Source organism: Robertmurraya sp. FSL R5-0851 (assembly GCF_038002965.1).
Lineage (GTDB): Bacteria > Bacillota > Bacilli > Bacillales > Cytobacillaceae > Robertmurraya_A > Robertmurraya_A beringensis.
On the sequence record NZ_JBBOOE010000001.1, the window covers coordinates 510,190 to 528,189 of the forward strand.

An 18,000-nucleotide genomic window follows, 5' to 3' on the forward strand; every position below is an offset into this window, starting at 1 on the left:
TTATTGAACTTTGCTAACTGCTTCTGAGAGTAAAGTTAAGTACTCATCAATGGAGAATTCAATGGCCAGTGGATTTGGCGTTCCTGCTGCTGCAAGTGGAGTGTTATCTCCAATAATGACCACAGAACCTCTCTCTATTGCTGGAACTTTCCCAAGGATTGGATCAGCTTGTAGAGCGGCAAGTGTATTATCATCACCATAGGATACTAAAATTTCAGCATCGTTAAGCATATCTGCATTTTCTGCACTTACTTCTATATAGAAACTATTTGGATCAGTCATTTGACTTGTAATACTTTCAGGGTATTCCATCCCTAACTCAGAAAGGAATGCACCACGTGGATCTCCAGGTGAGTAGATGTAGAACTTAGATAAATCAGCGGCACTAATACTTACGAATGCAGCCTTTTTCCCTTTAATTTCAGGGTATTCATTTACTTTCTCTTCAATTAATTTTTCTGTATCAGCAATCAGTTGTTCGCCTTCTTTTTCCATTCCCATACCCATTGCATTGAATGTCACTTGCTCACGCCATGAAGCTACCCAAGGGCTAGTTTGATAGGCAACAACGGGTGCAATTTCACTTAATGTATCATATTCTTCTTGAGTAATACCTGAGTATGCGGCAAGAATCACATCTGGGCTAGCGTCAGCAATGGCTTCGAAATCTAAACCGTCCGTATCTTGGAAAATAGTTGGTGTTTCTGCACCAAGATCTTTTAATTTGTCTGCCGTCCAAGGTAACATTCCGCTATCATCTTGAACACCATAGTTTGCAGCTGAGAAACCTACAGGTACAACACCAAGAGCAAGAGCAACGTCATGATTTGACCATGCAATGGTAACCACTCTTTCAGGTTTTTCTTCAATGGTCGTTTCTCCAAGTGCATGCTTAATTACGATTGGATATTCGGTTGATGCTTCCTCGGAACCAGCTGTTTCCGTACTAGATTCTTCAGTTGAATTTGTTTCCTCAGCTGAACAACCAACTAGTGCCGTCATAAGCGTAACAAGTAGTAATGTTAAGAATAATGAGAATTTTTGTTTTGCAATCATTGTATGTATCCTTCCTATAATAAGTTTAGTTGATAATGATTATCACTATCATCAGTGTAATTGCTCATTAATAGGTTGTCAATAAAATATTTTTAGAGGAACGCAAGCTACAACTATATTGGTTGGGATATAACCACATTACAGGATATTGCCGTCAAGAAAATTAACAAACGAGGCATTGATTCAAGAAGGATTGATAGCTTGTTTGTTAAGTTTTCTTAGAGTTTAAAAGGGGAGGAAACATAAACCAGCCATAGGTAAGAAATAAGCGGAGGTTTTCCGGTTAGACTCAAGAATAGAGCTCGGTACGGGGTATATAAGCGGAGGTTTTCCGGTTAGACTCAAGAATAGAGCTCGGTACGGGGTATATAAGCGGAGATTTTCCGATTAAGCAAAGAAAAATTCCTCTTTTTCACGTTTTTCGAGTCAATAGTCGGAATCCTTCCGCCTATTTTAGCTTTTTTCCGTGCAATTTCCTATATAAGAGAAATTTCTCCGCTTATTTCAAGAGGGGGAGGCAGTGGCCATATTCTTATATTCACACTGCTTGGGGCGATTCACGGATTATTCATATAAGTGAAGTATAAGAAGAGGACAAACTATGATTTGTTCTCTTTTTGTATATAAGTATCCTTGACTGGTGATGAGAAAGCTTGATTTAGAGCATTTGGAGGTAATTCAATCAAACGTTTGATTGAATTTTTTCTAGTGGTAAGGTGTATTTAGGCTGTCTTTGTTTCCAAACCGGTTATTATTTACAAAAAAAAAAGTGTTGAGTTGTTAGACCTCTTACCTTTATAATGTGAGAGAAAAGTCATCCAACAAAATGAAAGGGGATACAAAGATGAAAAGTAACCAAATACTTTTTCATCAAAATTTTTTTGTTTTATAGTTATCAGACGTCTGATAACGAATGTCCCGTTAATAAAGGAGACAATGAAATTTTTTTAGAAGAATTAGTAAGCGCTTTCTACAAAATTATAAATATATGATTTTAAAGTTTTACACTATGACATTATTTATCAATAGAAAACAGGGCCCAATGAGTGGCCTGACTTTTACCATTAGATGTCGGACATCCTACAACGTCAAGACTTTTATTTTTACGAAAAGAAGGAGAATGAAGATGAAGGAGTTACTTTTAAGTATTTTTGCAGGAATTGTAATAGGGGTTGTCTTTAAGTTCTTGCGTCTACCATTACCAGCTCCACCTGTGCTTGCAGGTGTATTAGGAGTTTTCGGTGTATACCTCGGTGGTGTACTAGTCGATTTTATTTTTAAAACTTTTACAAACTCATAATTGAAGAACTAACTCGAAGAGAAAGGGGGAGGAAGGATGAATCATCCATTCATGTTTGAAGAAGCAAAAAAAGCAAGAGAGAAGGCCTATGCTCCGTATTCAAAGTTTAAGGTGGGGGCGGCACTACGAACAAAAGATGGGAAGGTATACCATGGCTGTAATATTGAAAATGCAGCCTATTCGATGTGTAATTGTGCTGAGCGTACAGCGCTTTTTAGTGCTTATGCAAAAGGAGACAAGGAATTTGATCTGCTTGTTGTTGTGGCAGATACCAATCGTCCAATTCCACCCTGTGGTGCATGTCGCCAAGTGATTTCAGAGCTATGTGATCCAGATATGGCAGTGATTTTAACGAACTTAAAGGGCGACGTAGAGGAAATGACGGTTAAAGAACTAATACCAGGAGCATTTTCTCCAGAGGATTTAACATAAACAAATAAGTTCCAAAAGGAAAGGTGAAACGAATGACGAAAAATATTGCAAACATGATTGACCATACACTATTAAAAGCCGATGCTACAAAGGATCAGGTGGAAGTTCTCTGTCAAGTGGCGAAAATACATGGATTTTTCTCCGTTTGTGTAAATCCTACTTGGATAGAAACGGCAATCGAATTATTAAAGGGTTCTGATGTAAAAGTATGTACAGTCATTGGCTTTCCATTAGGGGCAACGACTACAGAGACAAAAAGTTTTGAAACGAAAGACGCAATTAAAAAAGGTGCTCATGAAGTGGATATGGTCATCAATATTGGTAAATTAAAAGACGGTGATGATCATGCTGTTGAACAGGATATCCGTGGAGTAGTGGAAGCAGCAGATGGGAAAGCACTAGTTAAAGTAATTATTGAAACAAGTTTACTGAGTGAAGAGGAAAAGGTCCGAGCTTGTAAGCTTGCTGTAAAAGCAGGAGCTGATTATGTGAAAACATCAACGGGCTTCTCGACTGGTGGAGCAACGGTTGAGGATATAAAACTCATGCGTGAAACCGTTGGTCCGGAAATCGGAGTGAAGGCCTCAGGTGGTGTTCGTAACCGAGAGGGTGTAGATTCAATGGTAGAAGCAGGTGCGACACGTATTGGAGCAAGTTCTAGTGTGGCGATTGTCCAAGGTGAAACAGGAAACAGTGCATATTAGTGCATTTAATTACAGGTTCAGGAACTCATGTAACATTGTGGCACATCCTAGAATCCTTTTATTTTTATAGGCAAAAAAATGAGTAAGTATTGCTAATAGACAGTTCAAAGGCCACCGAGATCCTCTCAGTGGCCTTTTGGATCTTTCCGATATAAGCTATCGTATAATGGACCTTTATCTCCACCAGGACCGGCGACGTCAATTGGATTTCCATAGGTTATTTCAATATTAATCCTAAAAGAGACTACCTATCATACTCTCTTTAATAAGTTTTACTTATTGTATTAAAGGGGTTGGGAGGCGAAACATGGAGAAAATCGTTTTATTGTTCAATAAAAACTTCGAAACTATGAATATAATTTAAAAAAGAGGGAATAATGAGTGTAAGACCATGTTAGAGATGAGGGATAGGAATGACTGAACAGGAGAAAAAATTATGTAATAAAACTACCATTATATTAGGTAAAGATACTAGCCAAATGAGGTTAAACGATATTATCGAGGAATTAGTTTATGTGATTGAACAAAAAAGTAACATTAAATCAGTAAACAGAGTTTCACAGAATTAGACAAGGTATGGTGATTAGTGCCTTTCTATTCCGAATGAGATGTGAAAAAGCCTACTAGGCAATGCTTGGTGCGGGAAATGCACAGATGTAACAGAGATGTTGCTTCTATAGTAGAAGATGAAAGAGGATAATAGTAAAAAAAATTCAATCAAACGTTTGATTGAATTTTTTTCTTGTTGTTTAATGAAGAATATTCGTCCATTTCCTCATGTGTAATCCCATAAGGAGCGCCGCCTTCGGTATACCCTGCAATGAAGGCGAAGGTTTCATCGGATTCTATATACGCTTCTAATTCTAGGTCTTTCATTCTTCTTTTTTCTCTTTTCTTTTCACTCTTCTTTTTCCCCAAGGATACATCCCTCTTCTTCACATGTTACTATGTTAAGTATAGCATTCTTAAGAATGCATGAAATTAAAGGGTTAGAAAAATACTGGAAGTGTCATAATGATAGATACATATAAATTAACAAATGATAGGAGTATAAGGTAATGGTTAACTATAGATTGAAATCTCAGATTCTCGATACAGTTGATAATCAATTAAAAGCAAATGATCCTAAATGTACAAAGAAAACCTTCAACCGTTTATTGAATTTAGGTTACGAGGCGGGTGAATCCAAAGAGATGATTGGTAGTATTCTTATAGAAGAAATGTATTATATCATGAAAAATAATGAGCCATTTAATGAAAAACGATATGCGAAAAAGCTAGCATTACTTCCAGACTATGTCGAGGAGAGTGAGGGCAGTTCTGACTCCACGGTTAACCTTCAGCCTGTAGAAGCTGCGCCTGCTATAGGTAGAAATGAACCATGTCCCTGTGGCAGTGGGAAAAAGTATAAAAAGTGCTGTTTAAGTAGCTGATATCCCTAATAATGCATCAATCTACCAAAGAAGATGAAAAAAATTCTTTAAGAGGGAACAGATATGCACATTAATGATTTTAAGAGTTATATAAACAAGACTATTTTAGATAGAGGGTACAACTATTACATGGAAGGACGTGTAGTAGACTCCTATAAACAATCAATTCTTCTTTTGATTGCTGGATATCAACCTAATCAAAAAATAAGGGAATGTATCTAGTAATTAGGCTATTTTAAGACAAATATATTTTAGGGTATAGTTAGAAAAGCACCCTATAAGAGCGGACCCTCAAGCACCCAGATGAGGGTATCACAAGATTTGAACATTAAGCGGAGAATTTTCCCTTAATTAAAAAATTTCACTGAAAATAGCCCAAATAGACGGAGAGATTCCGGCTATTGGCTCGAAAAACGTGAAAAAGGGTAATATTATTGTGCTTAACCGGAAAACCTCCGCTTATATACCCTGAAAAGCGCTCTACTCTGCAGTCTAACCGGAAAATCTCCGTTTATTTACAAACTTTCTGTAAGATTAAAGTTCTATAAAATTTAAATTGTTAGAATTATATAAATCCTAATATATTCCTACTCAAGTTACCACAAACCTAAAAGATGAGATGAAACCGACAAAATGGTGCACAGAATGTCGGACGGAACCATTCAACTCCTGTTATTCTATTGATGAAAGGAGGTCATATAATGGATTTGCTTAAGAGCATGAATGATTCAATGAAGTATATCGAGGATAACCTCACTAACGAAATAGACTTCGAAGTGGTGGCTAGGGTCGCTCATTGTTCTGAATATCATTTTAAACGAATGTTTTCTTTTCTTGCAGGTATAACATTATCAGAATACATTCGCCGTAGACGATTGAGCTTGGCAGCATTTGAACTTACAAATAGTCAATTGAAAATAATTGATATTGCGCTTAAATATGGATACAATTCACCGGATTCCTTTACTAGAGCTTTTCAAAATTTACATGGGGTAACCCCATCAGAAGCAAGAAATGATGGACAGCCATTAAAAGCTTTTCCTCCAATGACCTTCCAATTATCAATTAGAGGAGGAAACGAAATGAATTACCGTATCGAACAAAAAGACGCATTTAACATAGTGGGTATTATGAAAAGAGTTCCAATTATTTTTGAAGGGGAAAACCCGGAAATTACACGGATGTGGAAATCTTTGACTATGGAAAAAATAGATCAACTAAAAAAATTGTCTAATGTTGAACCTCTAGGGATGATTCAAGCCTCAACAAACTTTTCGGATGGTCGTATGGAAGAAAAAGGCGAGCTTGATCAGTATATTGGGGTGGCAACAACACAAGACTACCCTCAAAATTTTTCAAAACTTGAAGTTCCTGCTTTAACATGGGCAATATTTGAAACTACTGGTCCTTTTCCTGATACCCTACAGGAAACTTGGGGAAGGATTTATTCTGAGTGGTTTCCATCTTCCAATTATCATGTAACAGAAGGACCCGAAATTTTGTCGATCAAAAGTAAGGATTTAACTTCACCATCAGTAAAAAGCGAAATTTGGATTCCAGTTTTGAAAAAGTAAAATCAAATTTTAGATCGTTGAGCTGTTTCTGCAGCTCTTTTTTTATTTTTCTATCTTAATTCGGTTTATCTAAAGCTAACTTTAATCCAAATCCAATTAAGACAAGCCCCGTAGCTTTATCCATGATCTTTTGTACTTTTGGAGCCAGTAGCCATTCACGTAAATAGTTGATAAAAAAGACATAAATAAAAAACCAAGAAATAGACAGAAGTGTGTATATCACACCCATTATTATCAGGTGCTGGGTTGCATGTTCTCCTGTTTTCACAAATTGGGGTAAAAATGTTAAGAAGAACATCGCAACTTTTGGATTCAGTACATTCGAAAATAAACCTTGTTTAAAAGCGGATTTATTTTGTTTATCAACACTTGCAGATGCCTTCTTTTTCCTTGAGATAAAGGAAGACAATCCTAGGTATATTAAGTAAATGGCACCAATGTATTTAACCGTTTCGAATGCAACAGCAGACTGCATCAAAATAGCTGAAAGTCCAAAAGCAGCAGCGAATGTATGGACTAATGAGCCAGTTGTAATACCTAGAGCCATTTTGTAACCATCTTTTCTTCCGTCCGTAATGGTCCTTTTTGTAATAAGTGCTGTATCAATCCCTGGACTCATAACAACAAATAACGAAAGGACTAGGAACGTAAAAAACTCATTCATTCTCCTCACTCCTTACTGACTTGTAAAACATCATTTGATAAAATAATATTTAACACTTGTTAAGTATAGTTTAACAGAGATTTGAATTTATGTTAACTATAATTTAATAAAATTAAATTACGTTTAATATTAAGGGGTAAATGAATGGAAAATATAGATATTGGTAGAAAAGTTGAGAAATTTAGAAAAGCCAAAGGGTGGAGCAGTAGAGAATTAGCAAAAATAGCAGAAATAACACCTTCCATGTTAAGTCAGATTGAACGGGGGTTAGCAAATCCCTCCATTCAGACTTTAAAGGTTTTAGCCAAAGCCCTTGATGTTCCCACCTTTAGTTTTTTACTTGAAGAATCTAATACCGAAGATTTAGTTGTTAGATCAACTGATCGTAAGAAAATGGTTGTTGAAAACCTTTCATATGAGTTAGTGTCGCCTGAATTTACAGGAACACTGGCTAGCGCGATTATGAATGTACCTCCAAATACATCTTCGTCTGAGAAACTTTTGGAACATAAAGGGGAAGAAGTTGCATTTGTTCTACAAGGGAAAATTAAAGTGTTTTTAGATAATGAAGAATATATATTAGAAACCGGTGATAGTGTCAAAATACCAGCTTATATGAAACATAAATGGGAAAATAATTTCACTGAAAATGCCGTCATTCTATTTTCGGTAACTCCACCAGCGTTTTAACTAAATAAGCAGGTTTATTTAATAAGGATATGAACAATTATGTAAATAAAAAGTACAAACCTTATGGCCTGTACCCGTAAGAAAAACCAAAAATAAACATAAAAAATAAAAAGATCGCAGCTGATGGAACCATACTTAATAACACTAATAGCCTTGTTGTCTTACCTTGCACGCTTTTAAACCATTTGTAATAGATAAAAAGGAGAAGGAGCGATAGAGGCCAGAAATAATAATCAACCATCGTATATACCCAACCGGAATTTTCATCCCAGTAAGAATCTGGCACAGGAGTGATATTCTCATATTCTTTATCGATTTTATTTTTAATGGTGATAAAGATATAAGAAATAATAGAGTAATAAACGACGATAGTAACTTTAACCCACCAAAACAAGTTTCTATTAAGAGTTACTATTATGAAGATTATTCCCAAAAGCACGTATAGTCCTGTGTATTGCCCCATATTAATCACCTCTTTATATACATTACCAAATATTTGTAATAATTCCCATAAATTAAAGGCTTTTATTATATCGTTTGTTAATAATTCCTGTAATGAAGGGGTTTTTTGACTAATGGGCAAGTTAAGCTTAGAAGTAAATTTTGAAACTTCCTTACATAGTGAGCCGTAATTTAATAGAAGGGAAGTGATTAGTTGGAAGAGAAAAAGTTTTATAATTCAAGAATTTATATGTTTGTCATATTAATTGTTTCTGGTCCTTTGTTCATTATGATGGCAACGGGTATTTATTCTAATTTAGGTAATGAAATGAATTGGCGTTATTGGGCAGTTCTGATTTTTAGTTCATTATTTGCGATGCTTTTTTTATATATGGTTGTTTATTCGTTTAAACAATTAATAAATCCAACATTACTTATAACTGTGACGGAAACAGGTGTAATTGTCGAGAAAGATAAAAGAAACGTTGAAATTGGATGGGGTGATATAGAATCCTATATGATTTGTCGAAGGCCAAGCCAGAGTAGCAACTCTGTTTATTTTTATATATTCCTGAAAGCTGGAATCACCTCTACCACTATTCCTAAGGAGCTGAAAATTGAATATCATTTTATGAAAGACTCCAAGAAACTGAAAGCAGCTTTCGACGAAAGGGATATTAAAGAACTTCCACCTGATTATGAAGTCGTTAAAAACATTAAATGAGGATTGTTATAAAAATAAGCAATGGAGACAGGATTCTTCTATAAAGGGAAATCGCCTTTTCTTATTCGACTAAGAGCAGGTTAGTGGAAGAAGGATATGCAAACTAATCGAGTTGAATATATACTAATAATAATAAAAAGTTTTCCTCAGAGGAGCCGAAAATGAAGTGTTTTTGTGAACAACAAGAAACATACAAGTTAAAGGTCGAAGGCGATGTTGGAGCTGATCCTATTTGGTGCAATCAATGTGGCTGTAATTTTGATTTAGATGATATTCCAATTTCAAATGAACTAAAAAGAGAATTGAGCGAGTGGGCAACAAAGTATGGTGAATGGGTTGATTGGGACTTAGATCAAATAATTGAAAATGGTGTTGAAATAGAAGAGGAACATAACAGACAAGGTGCTTATTTAACAGAAAAAGTTAAGTTAGAGCTCAGAGGTAAATATAAAATAAAGTTTTCACCTTCGTTAATGGGAAGAAGGTATGCAAATAATAAAAGTCTTTAACTCTAGGGTAAATGGTAGGCGTATCGTTCAAATGGAGGACGTGATTTCAATTATTGACTGAACGTTACAAAATATATATACTGTGTTTAACATTACTTTTTAAGAAAGGAGACAACATGAGTAAAAGTGGAAGACCTCGTGAATTTAATAAGCCTGAAGTGCTTGATGCAGCAATGAATGTTTTTTGGTTAAAAGGGTATGAAGCATGCTCTACTGAGGATTTATGCAGCAGTACAGGGCTTGGTCGTGGAAGCTTATATAATACGTTTGGAAGTAAACATGAATTGTATGAGCAAACCCTCCAACGTTATCATGAGCACTGGATTCAGGTGCAAACCGCCATTTTGGAACAGCCTGGTCCTGTAAAAGAAAGACTGCGTGGTCTGTTGGAATGGGCAGTGGAAAAGGATTTTGAGGACTCGAGTAAAGGCTGTTTTTTAATTAATGCCACTATGGAGCGTGGTCGAACTGACTCCATTGTAGAGGTTTGGTCTAATCGTCATGTAGAATGTCTGGAAAGTGTTCTCAATCGTGTGATAGAGAAAGGAATAGAATCCGGAGAAATCACATCGGATAGATCGGCACTAGAGTTGTCAAGGACATTTATATGTAGTTACTATGGTCTACGAACTCTCAACGTCACTACACAAAATCGTGATATGGCGGAACAAATCGTCGAGGGTACTATGGCAAACATCTATTAGTTGAGTTTGCTGTTTTTTTTGCAATAATTTTGTACTGTTTATTCAAAAATTAATTAGGCTACAATCAAAAGCAAAAAATATTTTAAAGTAGAAGGAGAAATAAAAATGAACCAAACTATTGAAACCATCTTAAACCATGTTTCTGTTCGTTCTTTTACTAATCAAGCTTTAACAGAGGAGCAAATTAGGCAGCTAGTTACTGCAGCACAAGCAGCATCATCTGCAAGTTTTCAGCAAGCATATTCCATTATCGGTGTAACTGATCAAGAACTAAAACAGAAAATAGCAGAACTCGCAGGGAATCAACCATTTATAGCAGAGGGCGGACACTTTTTCGTGTTTTGTGCGGATGTAAATCGTCATAAACAAATGGCAGAAGAATTAGACATGGATATCACAGAGACAATTGAGGGAATAGATGCTGCTCTCGTAGGTGCTATAGATGCTACATTGGCAGCCCAAAACTTGGTCATTGCTGCAGAATCCATGGGATTAGGTGTATGTTATATTGGTGGAGTTAGAGATGGAATAATAAAAATATCTGAGTTGCTTGATATTCCTGAGTATGTTTTCCCTGTCTTTGGACTCGTCGTTGGTTATCCAGCTGAACGTAATGACAGTAAGCCTAGAATTCCATTTGAAGGTATTTATCACACAAATCGTTATAACAGCCATACAAAAGAGATAATTAAACAATATGACGAGACTACTAAATTGTATTATGCAAATCGTACTGGAAGAAAATCGAATCGTACATGGTCTGAATCAGCAATTGGAAGTTTTGCGCGTCTTCCTAGATCCTTTATGAAAGATTTCTTAAATGGTAGAGGATGGGCAAAACGTTAAAGTAGTAAACTGGTTTTTAAACTAAAGGAGCTTTCCTTCAGTCGATACAGTTGCCATAGGCAGCTGTATTTTTCTTTTTTCTTATTGTAGAAAAGAGGCAGTTTTATGAAATAAGTGTCAATCAAACATATGGTAAAATTAGGGTAGAGGAGGGGGCATATATGAATATTAGAAACTCAGCAAAAGCAATAATACTTAAAGACAATAAACTCTTACTAACAAAAAATAAGGATGAAGAAGGTTATTTTTATCTTTTTCCTGGTGGAGGGCAAGAGCACGGAGAAACGATTCATAGTACTTTAACTAGAGAGTGTATTGAAGAGATTGGGGAACTAGTAGAAATTAAAGAGCTCCTTCATATTAGAGAGTATATAGGTAAAAACCACGAACATTCTTCTTTCGATTTTAATGTTCATCAAGTTGAATATTACTTCATTTGTAACCTTATTAATGGACTAAATAATTATGGATCACCAACTAATCCTGACAGTCACCAAGTGGGAGTTGAATGGGTTCAAATTAACGATTTACTAGATTATAGAATATATCCGAAGGAGTTAAGAAAATACATAGTAAGATATTCTAAGAATGAAAAATCTCCTGTTTATTTGGGAGATATAAACTAGATAAAGGGCGATTCTTCATAATTAAATAAGGAGTTTAGCAATGGAAAAGTGGGATTTATTTGATAAGCATCGTAATAAAATAGAGAAACAAATAACTCGTGGAGATGAAATGACACCAGATGAGTTTCATTTAGTAGTACACGTATGTATATTTAATTCAAAAGGAGAAATGCTTATTCAGCAGCGTCAGCCCTTTAAGCAAGGATGGTCGAACCTTTGGGATATCACCTGTGGTGGTAGTGCAGTTGCAGGCGATACAAGTCAGCAGGCTGCTTCAAGAGAGTTATTCGAGGAGTTGGGAATTCATTATAACTTTGAAAAGGTTCGTCCACAATTTACTATTAACTTTGAACGTGGCTTTGATGATTATTATTTAATTGAATATGACTTTGATTTGAATGATTTGACTTTACAGACTGAAGAGGTGCAAGCAGTTAAATGGGCTTCTAAAGAGGAAATCTTAGAGCTAATCGAACTAAAACAATTTATACCATATTATGAGAGTATCATTGCGTTTCTTTTTGAGGGTCGACATCATTATGGTTCTATTCGTCTTTAAATGAAACGTGCAAGAAAGTTTGGACTCGAACTAAAAGCCACTAACACTGTAAAATCAGTGTTAGTGGCTTTCCTTTATAAAAGTAAAGCCTTTCTCTTGTGTCGCTATAGGGGCTGATTTCTTTAATAAGATTGAATGGAATAAGGGGGATCTTATGCGAGACAGGGATTCCGTTGTAAAAAATAGGAAGATAAAAGGGTTGGTTTAATTAAAAGAAATAGAGATGTTTGTGTGTAGTTCTTCAGACTAAAAAAGCTGATGTCCTTTTCCAAGAGAGACAAAGGATATCAGCTTTTTTATGATGGAGCAAATTTTATAAACTAGCATGGTTAGTAGGTCTTTTAAAAGTACCTTTTACTTCATAGGAATAATTTGGATAATATTAAAACAGGATTATTGATGAAAGAGCTACTCAACTTAGAACATACTACGCTGAATTTGCTCTAAGAACACTTTTGCAGCTTTTGTAAACATCTGATACTTTTTCCAGACAAGATAAAGTCCTGTTTCCAGCTTCGGCTCCAATGGACGGAAGCAGAGATTCCGGTCCCCTTCTGTATTAACTAGCTTGTCAAAGGTAAAAGCATGACCGAGCCCAGCTTCTACCATCATGGCAGGTGTCGTTATCAGATTGAAAGTGGAAACGATATTCAGATTTTGGGAATCATCTCCCAACCATCCGGACAGAACATTTCCACCCTGTTGCTGATGGGCAACAAGTACCGGTTGATTCTTTATGTCTTCTGGACTAATGGAGTTTAGCTTTGCCAAAGGGCTGTCCTTTCGCATCAGGACACCAAAAATATCATTCACCGGAAGCCTGAGATAATCATATTTTTGCAAATCTACTGGCTCAACCAGAACTCCGAAATCAAGTAATCCTTTATTAAGCTGATCTGTTACCTCTATGGTACTGCCACTGAAAATATCATATTGGATCTGTGGATGAGTTTCTCTGAGTGACAGCATGGCATCAGCCATAAGCCGCATGGCATGGGTCTCAGCTGCACCTATGTGAACCACTCCACTGATCACTTCATCAAAGGAGGACAGTTCTGTTTCTGTCCTTTCTACCAATTCGATGATTTCTTTTGCCCTCTTGCGAAGGAACATCCCTTCTTCTGTCAGATTTATTTTTCGGCTTCCACGTTCAAACAGCTTTTTACCTACTTCTTGCTCAAGTTCGGTTAGCTGTCTTGAAAGATTTGGTTGAGAAGTGTTCAAAACCTCGGCAGCTCTTGTTATGCTTTCTTCCTGTGCAACAGCAAGGAAATATTTCAAAATTCGGATATCCATCAGACCACCTCCGTTATCTTTATTAAACCATAACAATCCATAAATAAAAAGTATGGGAATTCATGTGATATAAGTATTTGTAATTCTATCTTTTCCGAGCATAATTAAGGTATAGGAGGTGTGAAGTTGAATAGTCCAATTGTTGATGAGCAGGAGATACTTCTTGCTTTTGAGGAGTTAGGAATGGAACCGGAGATGATTGAACAATTCATTGAAAGCTTCCGTTTGGGACAGAGGGATAAAGGAAGGCGGATTCTGACGTCCTATCGTTTCAAACTTCTATCTGATGTTCATGCGAAACAAGACAAGTTGTACTGTATGGATTTTTTAATCAGAAAACTAAAATCAAACAAAGCCCTTGAATGGTAAAGGTTGAAAGGAGAAAAAAAACATGATTTTTAATGAAACTTATACACTATCTAACGGAGTGAAAATCCCAAAGTTGGGTCTGGGAACTTGGAATATTGAAGATGATAAGGCTGCGCAGGCAGTTAGAGATGCAATTGAAATTGGCTATCGCCACATTGATACAGCACAGGGTTATATGAATGAGCGAGGTGTTGGAGAAGGGATCCGCACGTGCGGCTTCGCTCGTGAAGAGATTTTTGTGACTACCAAGCTCCAAGCTGACATCAAGTCCTACAACGAGGCAGTTGCTGCTATCAATGATTCACTGAAAAAGATGGAACTTGATTATATCGACCTGATGATTATCCACAGTCCTCAACCGTGGAAAGAGTTCCGTGAGGGCGAGCATTTCTTTGAGGGAAACTTAGAAGTATGGCGTGCACTTGAAGAAGCATACAAGGAAGGCAAACTGCGTGCTATCGGCGTCTCCAACTTTGAACAGGTGGATTTAAATAATATTCTGGAAAACGGTACCGTCGAACCTGTCGTTAATCAAGTGCTTGCTCATGTAAGTAACACACCATTTGAGTTGATTGATTATTGCCAAAGCAAAGGGATTCTAGTAGAGGCATATTCTCCTGTGGCACATGGTGAGCTGCTGAAGAATCAGGAGATTGCGGCTATGGCTGAAAAGTATGGAGTAACTATACCACAATTGTGCATTCGCTACTGCTTGCAACTTGGTCTGTTACCTCTACCTAAATCAGCAAACCCAGATCATATCCGTAGCAATGCTGCCGTGGATTTTGAGATTTCTGATGCAGATATGGACGTGTTGAAAAATGCCGAGCGTATCAAGGATTATGGTGAGGCAAGCATTTACCCGGTGTTTGGTGGAAAGCTGAAATAAGGCTGCATTAGTAGAATGGAAGTCCTTTGTATGAGAAATATCATATAAAGGACTTTTATAATAACAATGAACATCATTATTCTATCAATATTCCAATAGGAGGGAATCCGATGGTAAATAAAGTAGGAATCAACGATAGAAAGGTTTTCCCTATCGGTATAGGAACTTGGAAAGTTGGCAATCGCTTGGCGGATGAAGCTAGAGAAATAGAAGCTTTAAAAGTTGGGTTAGATGCAGGTGCACAAGTGATTGATACCGCAGAAACATATGGAGATGGACTTTCTGAAACACTTGTTGGAAAAGCAATTCAAGGATATAAAAGAGATTCTCTATATTTAGTGTCTAAGGTTTTACCAGAAAATGCCTCCAGGAGATATCTACCTATCAGCTTAGAGAATACACTAGAAAGGCTACAAGTTAACTATCTAGATATGTATTTACTCCATTGGAAAAGCTCGATTCCTTTGCGTGAAACAGTTGAAGCGATGGAAGAGATGAGAGCTGCTGGAAAAATCAAAGCCTGGGGCGTATCGAATTTTGATACAGCTGATTTAAAACGATTATTCACTTTACCTCATGGAACAAATTGTTTGACGAATCAAGTTAAGTACAATCTAATTTATCGTGGAATTGAATATGATTTGATTCCTTACATGAAACAGCAACACATGCCATTAATGGCTTACTCCCCAGTGGTTAAAGGGAAATTTGGACGATTTAATCTCCAACAACAAAACATTCTAGAAGAAGTAGCCTCCAATCATCAAGCAACTATCCAACAAATATTAATCGCATGGAGTATTCGAGATGGCAATACCATTTCGATCCCTAAATCAAGTAATTCTGCACACATGCTGGAAAATATTAAATCTGCACAAATCAATCTCACCACTGATGAACTTGGTAAGATTGATACAGTATTTCGTAAACCTACGTCAAAGGAATCGTTGGCTTTGTGGTAAACAGCACTATTGATAGGTAAAAATGTTTTGAGTCATTTGTAATACGATCTGTTGAGATTCGATTAAAAGTTACTTTTTAGGAGAAATGAACATGAAATTAAGTAAAACGATACTATTGTTAGGCATGTGTTTGTTTTTAATTGGTTTAGTCGCTTGTAGTGGTACAGAAAACTCAACTGCTAGCCTATCAGGGGAAACTAAGAGTGATACACAAGAAGAAAGATCTACGGATAGTAATTCGAACACATCGACGAACAACCAACCAACGGAAACTAGGAGCAATACACAAGAAGAAAGCTCCATGAATAGTAATTCGAGAACGCCGTCCGACAATAAAATAACGATACGTATCGGTGAAAATGCGTTTACCGTCGATTTATACGACAATCCAACGGCAAATGACCTTATGTCTCGATTGCCGCTTACCTTAGAAGTTAATAATTATCCTGGATATGATGAAAAAGTTGTTAGACTATCAAACCCGCTTTCAATGAAAGGTGCGCCTCGTGGCGACGAGCCAGAGATTCCTGAAGTTGGTTATTACGAGCCTGGTCAATGGATTGCGCTCTATTATGGTTATATTGGTTACTGGCCTGGAAAAGTTCCACTGGGACGAATTAACGCGAGTATAGACGAGCTTCGTGCAATCCCAGACAACGCATCGGTGACAATTGAAATAGTAAAGGATTAACGGGACAAAAAATATCAATAAAAAGTTAATCCAAATCCACTACATTTCTAGCCTGGTTTTACCAATCGTTGCCGACTCACAAACGGCTGTTGATTAATCGTTCGGTGATGATTTTTTGTTGTGGGAGTACAAAGGAGGTATATTTTGTGGCTAAACAAAACAACTTGCTAATATTTATATTAGCGATCGGTGCTTTCGGACTTATTAATACTGAACTGGGAATGATGGGAATCCTGCCATTCGTTGCTGAACACTTTAATGTCAGTGTATCAAAGGCAGGATGGTTGGTGAGTCTTTTTGCCCTCGTCGTCGCCATTTCAGCCCCAATTATTCCTTTATTACTTTCGGGGTTTAATCGGAAGAAGATCATGTTACTCGTACTTGGCGTATTTGTTCTAGGGAACATCGTTTCCATATTTACAGACAACTTTACCATTGCATTAATTGCTCGCGCAGTTCCAGCCTTTTTTCATCCGGCGTTTTTTTCTTTAGCTTTCACAGTTGCTGCTGCCTCGGTAAGCAATGAGGAATCTCCAAAAGCTATTGCTAAAGTATTTATAGGAGTATCTGCCGGTATGGTTATCGGTACACCGATCGCTACGTTTATTGCTAGTTCCATTTCTTTCCCAATGGCGATGGTATTCAATGCTGTTGTAAACGCTGTAGCATTCATTGCAATATTAGTATTTGTACCATCTATGCCCGTTAAGGAAAGACTTTCTTACGGAGCACAACTATCCGTATTAAAAAGACCAATGGTTTGGCACTCCATTCTGGCAGCCATTTTCATTAATTCAGCCATAACTGGGGTGTACAGTTATTTTTCTGAGTATCTGAAAACGGGAATGAATTTGTCTCCGAGTATCATTACAATCATGTTATTCATATACGGTGGAGCCAATATTATAGGAAACATCGTGGCAGGAAAGTTGCTTACTAATAATGCTATTAAAACGGTATTAGCTTTTCCTTTTGCCTTGGGAGCTGTTTACATCATGTTATTCCTGTTTGGACAGTTGACGGTACCTATGTTTATCTCTACTTTCTTATGGGGAATTGTAGCTGGAGCAGGAGGTAATATTCTTCAATATTGGGTTGTGTCATCAGCGCCCGAAGCTCCAGAGTTTTCTAATGGACTATTTCTAACATCAGGAAACTTGGGGATCGCAGTGGGTACCGCAGCAGGTGGATTATTTATATCGCAATTAGGTACACAATATTTCTTATTAGTAGGCTTTTTATCGTTATTATTATGCTTGGCATTTATTTTAATAAGATACTACATGTATAGTCCTGTAAAACAAATGGGGAATGGAAATTTCACAGTTGAAAGAACCGAAACAATGTAAGGTCCATCCAAACTAACACCATAGTGCACAGGGTTCTTAAGCCGTTTGTCCACATTGTGGGGCTTTCCTTTAAGATAGGCTGCTAATTTTAGTAGTCTTTTTTACTTGAACTAAAGGGGCAGTTTTGTACAAGATGAAATACATCATTTATTGTGTTCAAGCTTATTGTTCACAAAGCTATT

Annotated in this window: 23 protein-coding genes; 18 read left to right on the forward strand and 5 right to left on the reverse strand. The window is 36.8% G+C overall.

Annotation, left to right across the window (positions count from 1 at the left end; genetic code table 11):
* Complete coding sequence (locus MKX65_RS02640; RefSeq protein WP_340902148.1) at positions 1–1,056, reverse strand: iron-siderophore ABC transporter substrate-binding protein; 1,056 nt, start codon at positions 1,054–1,056, stop codon at positions 1–3.
* A 1,126-nt stretch (positions 1,057–2,182) separates the two neighbouring features.
* On the opposite strand from MKX65_RS02640, the gene MKX65_RS02645 reads away from it, so the two are divergent.
* The 3 genes from MKX65_RS02645 to deoC are packed head-to-tail and all read left to right on the forward strand — an operon-like array spanning position 2,183 to position 3,492.
* The gene (locus tag MKX65_RS02645) at positions 2,183–2,356 is read left to right on the forward strand and encodes a XapX domain-containing protein (RefSeq protein ID WP_340902151.1); all 174 of its coding nucleotides are present in this window, start codon (positions 2,183–2,185) and stop codon (positions 2,354–2,356) included.
* 36 nt (positions 2,357–2,392) lie between these two features.
* Entirely contained in the window at positions 2,393–2,788 is a 396-nt protein-coding gene (gene cdd, locus MKX65_RS02650) for a cytidine deaminase (protein ID WP_340902153.1), read from the forward strand.
* Between the two features lie 32 nt (positions 2,789–2,820).
* On the forward strand, positions 2,821–3,492 hold the full coding sequence (deoC, locus tag MKX65_RS02655) for a deoxyribose-phosphate aldolase (RefSeq protein ID WP_340902154.1): 672 nt from the start codon (positions 2,821–2,823) through the stop codon (positions 3,490–3,492).
* Positions 3,493–4,209: 717 nt separating this feature from the next.
* Here the strand turns inward: deoC and MKX65_RS02660 are convergent.
* Positions 4,210–4,410, reverse strand: a complete 201-nt coding sequence (locus MKX65_RS02660; RefSeq protein ID WP_340902155.1) for a hypothetical protein — start codon at positions 4,408–4,410, stop codon at positions 4,210–4,212.
* A gap of 140 nt (positions 4,411–4,550) precedes the next feature.
* On the opposite strand from MKX65_RS02660, the gene MKX65_RS02665 reads away from it, so the two are divergent.
* From MKX65_RS02665 to MKX65_RS02675, 3 genes are all read left to right on the forward strand, one after another.
* Positions 4,551–4,925: an SEC-C metal-binding domain-containing protein gene (locus tag MKX65_RS02665; RefSeq protein WP_340902157.1), complete on the forward strand. Its 375-nt coding sequence runs from the start codon at positions 4,551–4,553 to the stop codon at positions 4,923–4,925.
* A 63-nt stretch (positions 4,926–4,988) separates the two neighbouring features.
* Complete coding sequence (locus tag MKX65_RS02670; RefSeq protein ID WP_340902158.1) at positions 4,989–5,147, forward strand: hypothetical protein; 159 nt, start codon at positions 4,989–4,991, stop codon at positions 5,145–5,147.
* A 479-nt stretch (positions 5,148–5,626) separates the two neighbouring features.
* Positions 5,627–6,499, forward strand: coding sequence for an AraC family transcriptional regulator (locus MKX65_RS02675; protein WP_340902159.1), 873 nt, complete (start codon positions 5,627–5,629; stop codon positions 6,497–6,499).
* A 55-nt stretch (positions 6,500–6,554) separates the two neighbouring features.
* Here the strand turns inward: MKX65_RS02675 and MKX65_RS02680 are convergent, their stop codons facing one another.
* A complete protein-coding gene (locus tag MKX65_RS02680; protein WP_340902161.1) occupies positions 6,555–7,163 on the reverse strand; it encodes a LysE family translocator in 609 nt (202 codons plus the stop codon).
* 144 nt (positions 7,164–7,307) lie between these two features.
* On the opposite strand from MKX65_RS02680, the gene MKX65_RS02685 reads away from it, so the two are divergent.
* Positions 7,308–7,853, forward strand: a complete 546-nt coding sequence (locus tag MKX65_RS02685) for a helix-turn-helix domain-containing protein (protein ID WP_340902163.1) — start codon at positions 7,308–7,310, stop codon at positions 7,851–7,853.
* Between the two features lie 61 nt (positions 7,854–7,914).
* Here MKX65_RS02685 and MKX65_RS02690 read toward each other — a convergent pair whose 3' ends face one another.
* On the reverse strand, positions 7,915–8,316 hold the full coding sequence (locus MKX65_RS02690) for a hypothetical protein (RefSeq protein WP_340902165.1): 402 nt from the start codon (positions 8,314–8,316) through the stop codon (positions 7,915–7,917).
* A gap of 192 nt (positions 8,317–8,508) precedes the next feature.
* On the opposite strand from MKX65_RS02690, the gene MKX65_RS02695 reads away from it, so the two are divergent.
* From MKX65_RS02695 to MKX65_RS02720, 6 genes are all read left to right on the forward strand, one after another.
* The gene (locus tag MKX65_RS02695; protein ID WP_340902167.1) at positions 8,509–9,018 is read left to right on the forward strand and encodes a hypothetical protein; all 510 of its coding nucleotides are present in this window, start codon (positions 8,509–8,511) and stop codon (positions 9,016–9,018) included.
* A gap of 161 nt (positions 9,019–9,179) precedes the next feature.
* Positions 9,180–9,527: a hypothetical protein gene (locus tag MKX65_RS02700; RefSeq protein ID WP_340902169.1), complete on the forward strand. Its 348-nt coding sequence runs from the start codon at positions 9,180–9,182 to the stop codon at positions 9,525–9,527.
* Between the two features lie 116 nt (positions 9,528–9,643).
* A complete protein-coding gene (locus MKX65_RS02705) occupies positions 9,644–10,231 on the forward strand; it encodes a TetR/AcrR family transcriptional regulator (protein WP_340902171.1) in 588 nt (195 codons plus the stop codon).
* Between the two features lie 105 nt (positions 10,232–10,336).
* Positions 10,337–11,077: an oxygen-insensitive NADPH nitroreductase gene (gene nfsA / locus MKX65_RS02710; protein ID WP_340902173.1), complete on the forward strand. Its 741-nt coding sequence runs from the start codon at positions 10,337–10,339 to the stop codon at positions 11,075–11,077.
* Positions 11,078–11,238: 161 nt separating this feature from the next.
* On the forward strand, positions 11,239–11,703 hold the full coding sequence (locus tag MKX65_RS02715; protein WP_340902175.1) for an NUDIX domain-containing protein: 465 nt from the start codon (positions 11,239–11,241) through the stop codon (positions 11,701–11,703).
* A 40-nt stretch (positions 11,704–11,743) separates the two neighbouring features.
* A complete protein-coding gene (locus tag MKX65_RS02720; protein WP_340902176.1) occupies positions 11,744–12,262 on the forward strand; it encodes an NUDIX hydrolase in 519 nt (172 codons plus the stop codon).
* A 417-nt stretch (positions 12,263–12,679) separates the two neighbouring features.
* Here the strand turns inward: MKX65_RS02720 and MKX65_RS02725 are convergent, their stop codons facing one another.
* Positions 12,680–13,558 (reverse strand): LysR family transcriptional regulator, encoded by an 879-nt coding sequence (locus MKX65_RS02725; RefSeq protein WP_340902178.1) that lies wholly within the window; start codon positions 13,556–13,558, stop codon positions 12,680–12,682.
* A 126-nt stretch (positions 13,559–13,684) separates the two neighbouring features.
* On the opposite strand from MKX65_RS02725, the gene MKX65_RS02730 reads away from it, so the two are divergent.
* From MKX65_RS02730 to MKX65_RS02750, 5 genes are all read left to right on the forward strand, one after another.
* Positions 13,685–13,927 (forward strand): hypothetical protein, encoded by a 243-nt coding sequence (locus MKX65_RS02730; RefSeq protein ID WP_340902180.1) that lies wholly within the window; start codon positions 13,685–13,687, stop codon positions 13,925–13,927.
* Positions 13,928–13,949: 22 nt separating this feature from the next.
* Positions 13,950–14,816 (forward strand): aldo/keto reductase, encoded by an 867-nt coding sequence (locus tag MKX65_RS02735; RefSeq protein ID WP_340902182.1) that lies wholly within the window; start codon positions 13,950–13,952, stop codon positions 14,814–14,816.
* A 110-nt stretch (positions 14,817–14,926) separates the two neighbouring features.
* Positions 14,927–15,778, forward strand: a complete 852-nt coding sequence (locus MKX65_RS02740; protein ID WP_340902183.1) for an aldo/keto reductase — start codon at positions 14,927–14,929, stop codon at positions 15,776–15,778.
* A gap of 91 nt (positions 15,779–15,869) precedes the next feature.
* A complete protein-coding gene (locus MKX65_RS02745) occupies positions 15,870–16,469 on the forward strand; it encodes a cyclophilin-like fold protein (protein WP_340902185.1) in 600 nt (199 codons plus the stop codon).
* A 146-nt stretch (positions 16,470–16,615) separates the two neighbouring features.
* A complete protein-coding gene (locus MKX65_RS02750; protein ID WP_340902188.1) occupies positions 16,616–17,818 on the forward strand; it encodes an MFS transporter in 1,203 nt (400 codons plus the stop codon).
* Positions 17,819–18,000: the final 182 nt, after the last annotated feature.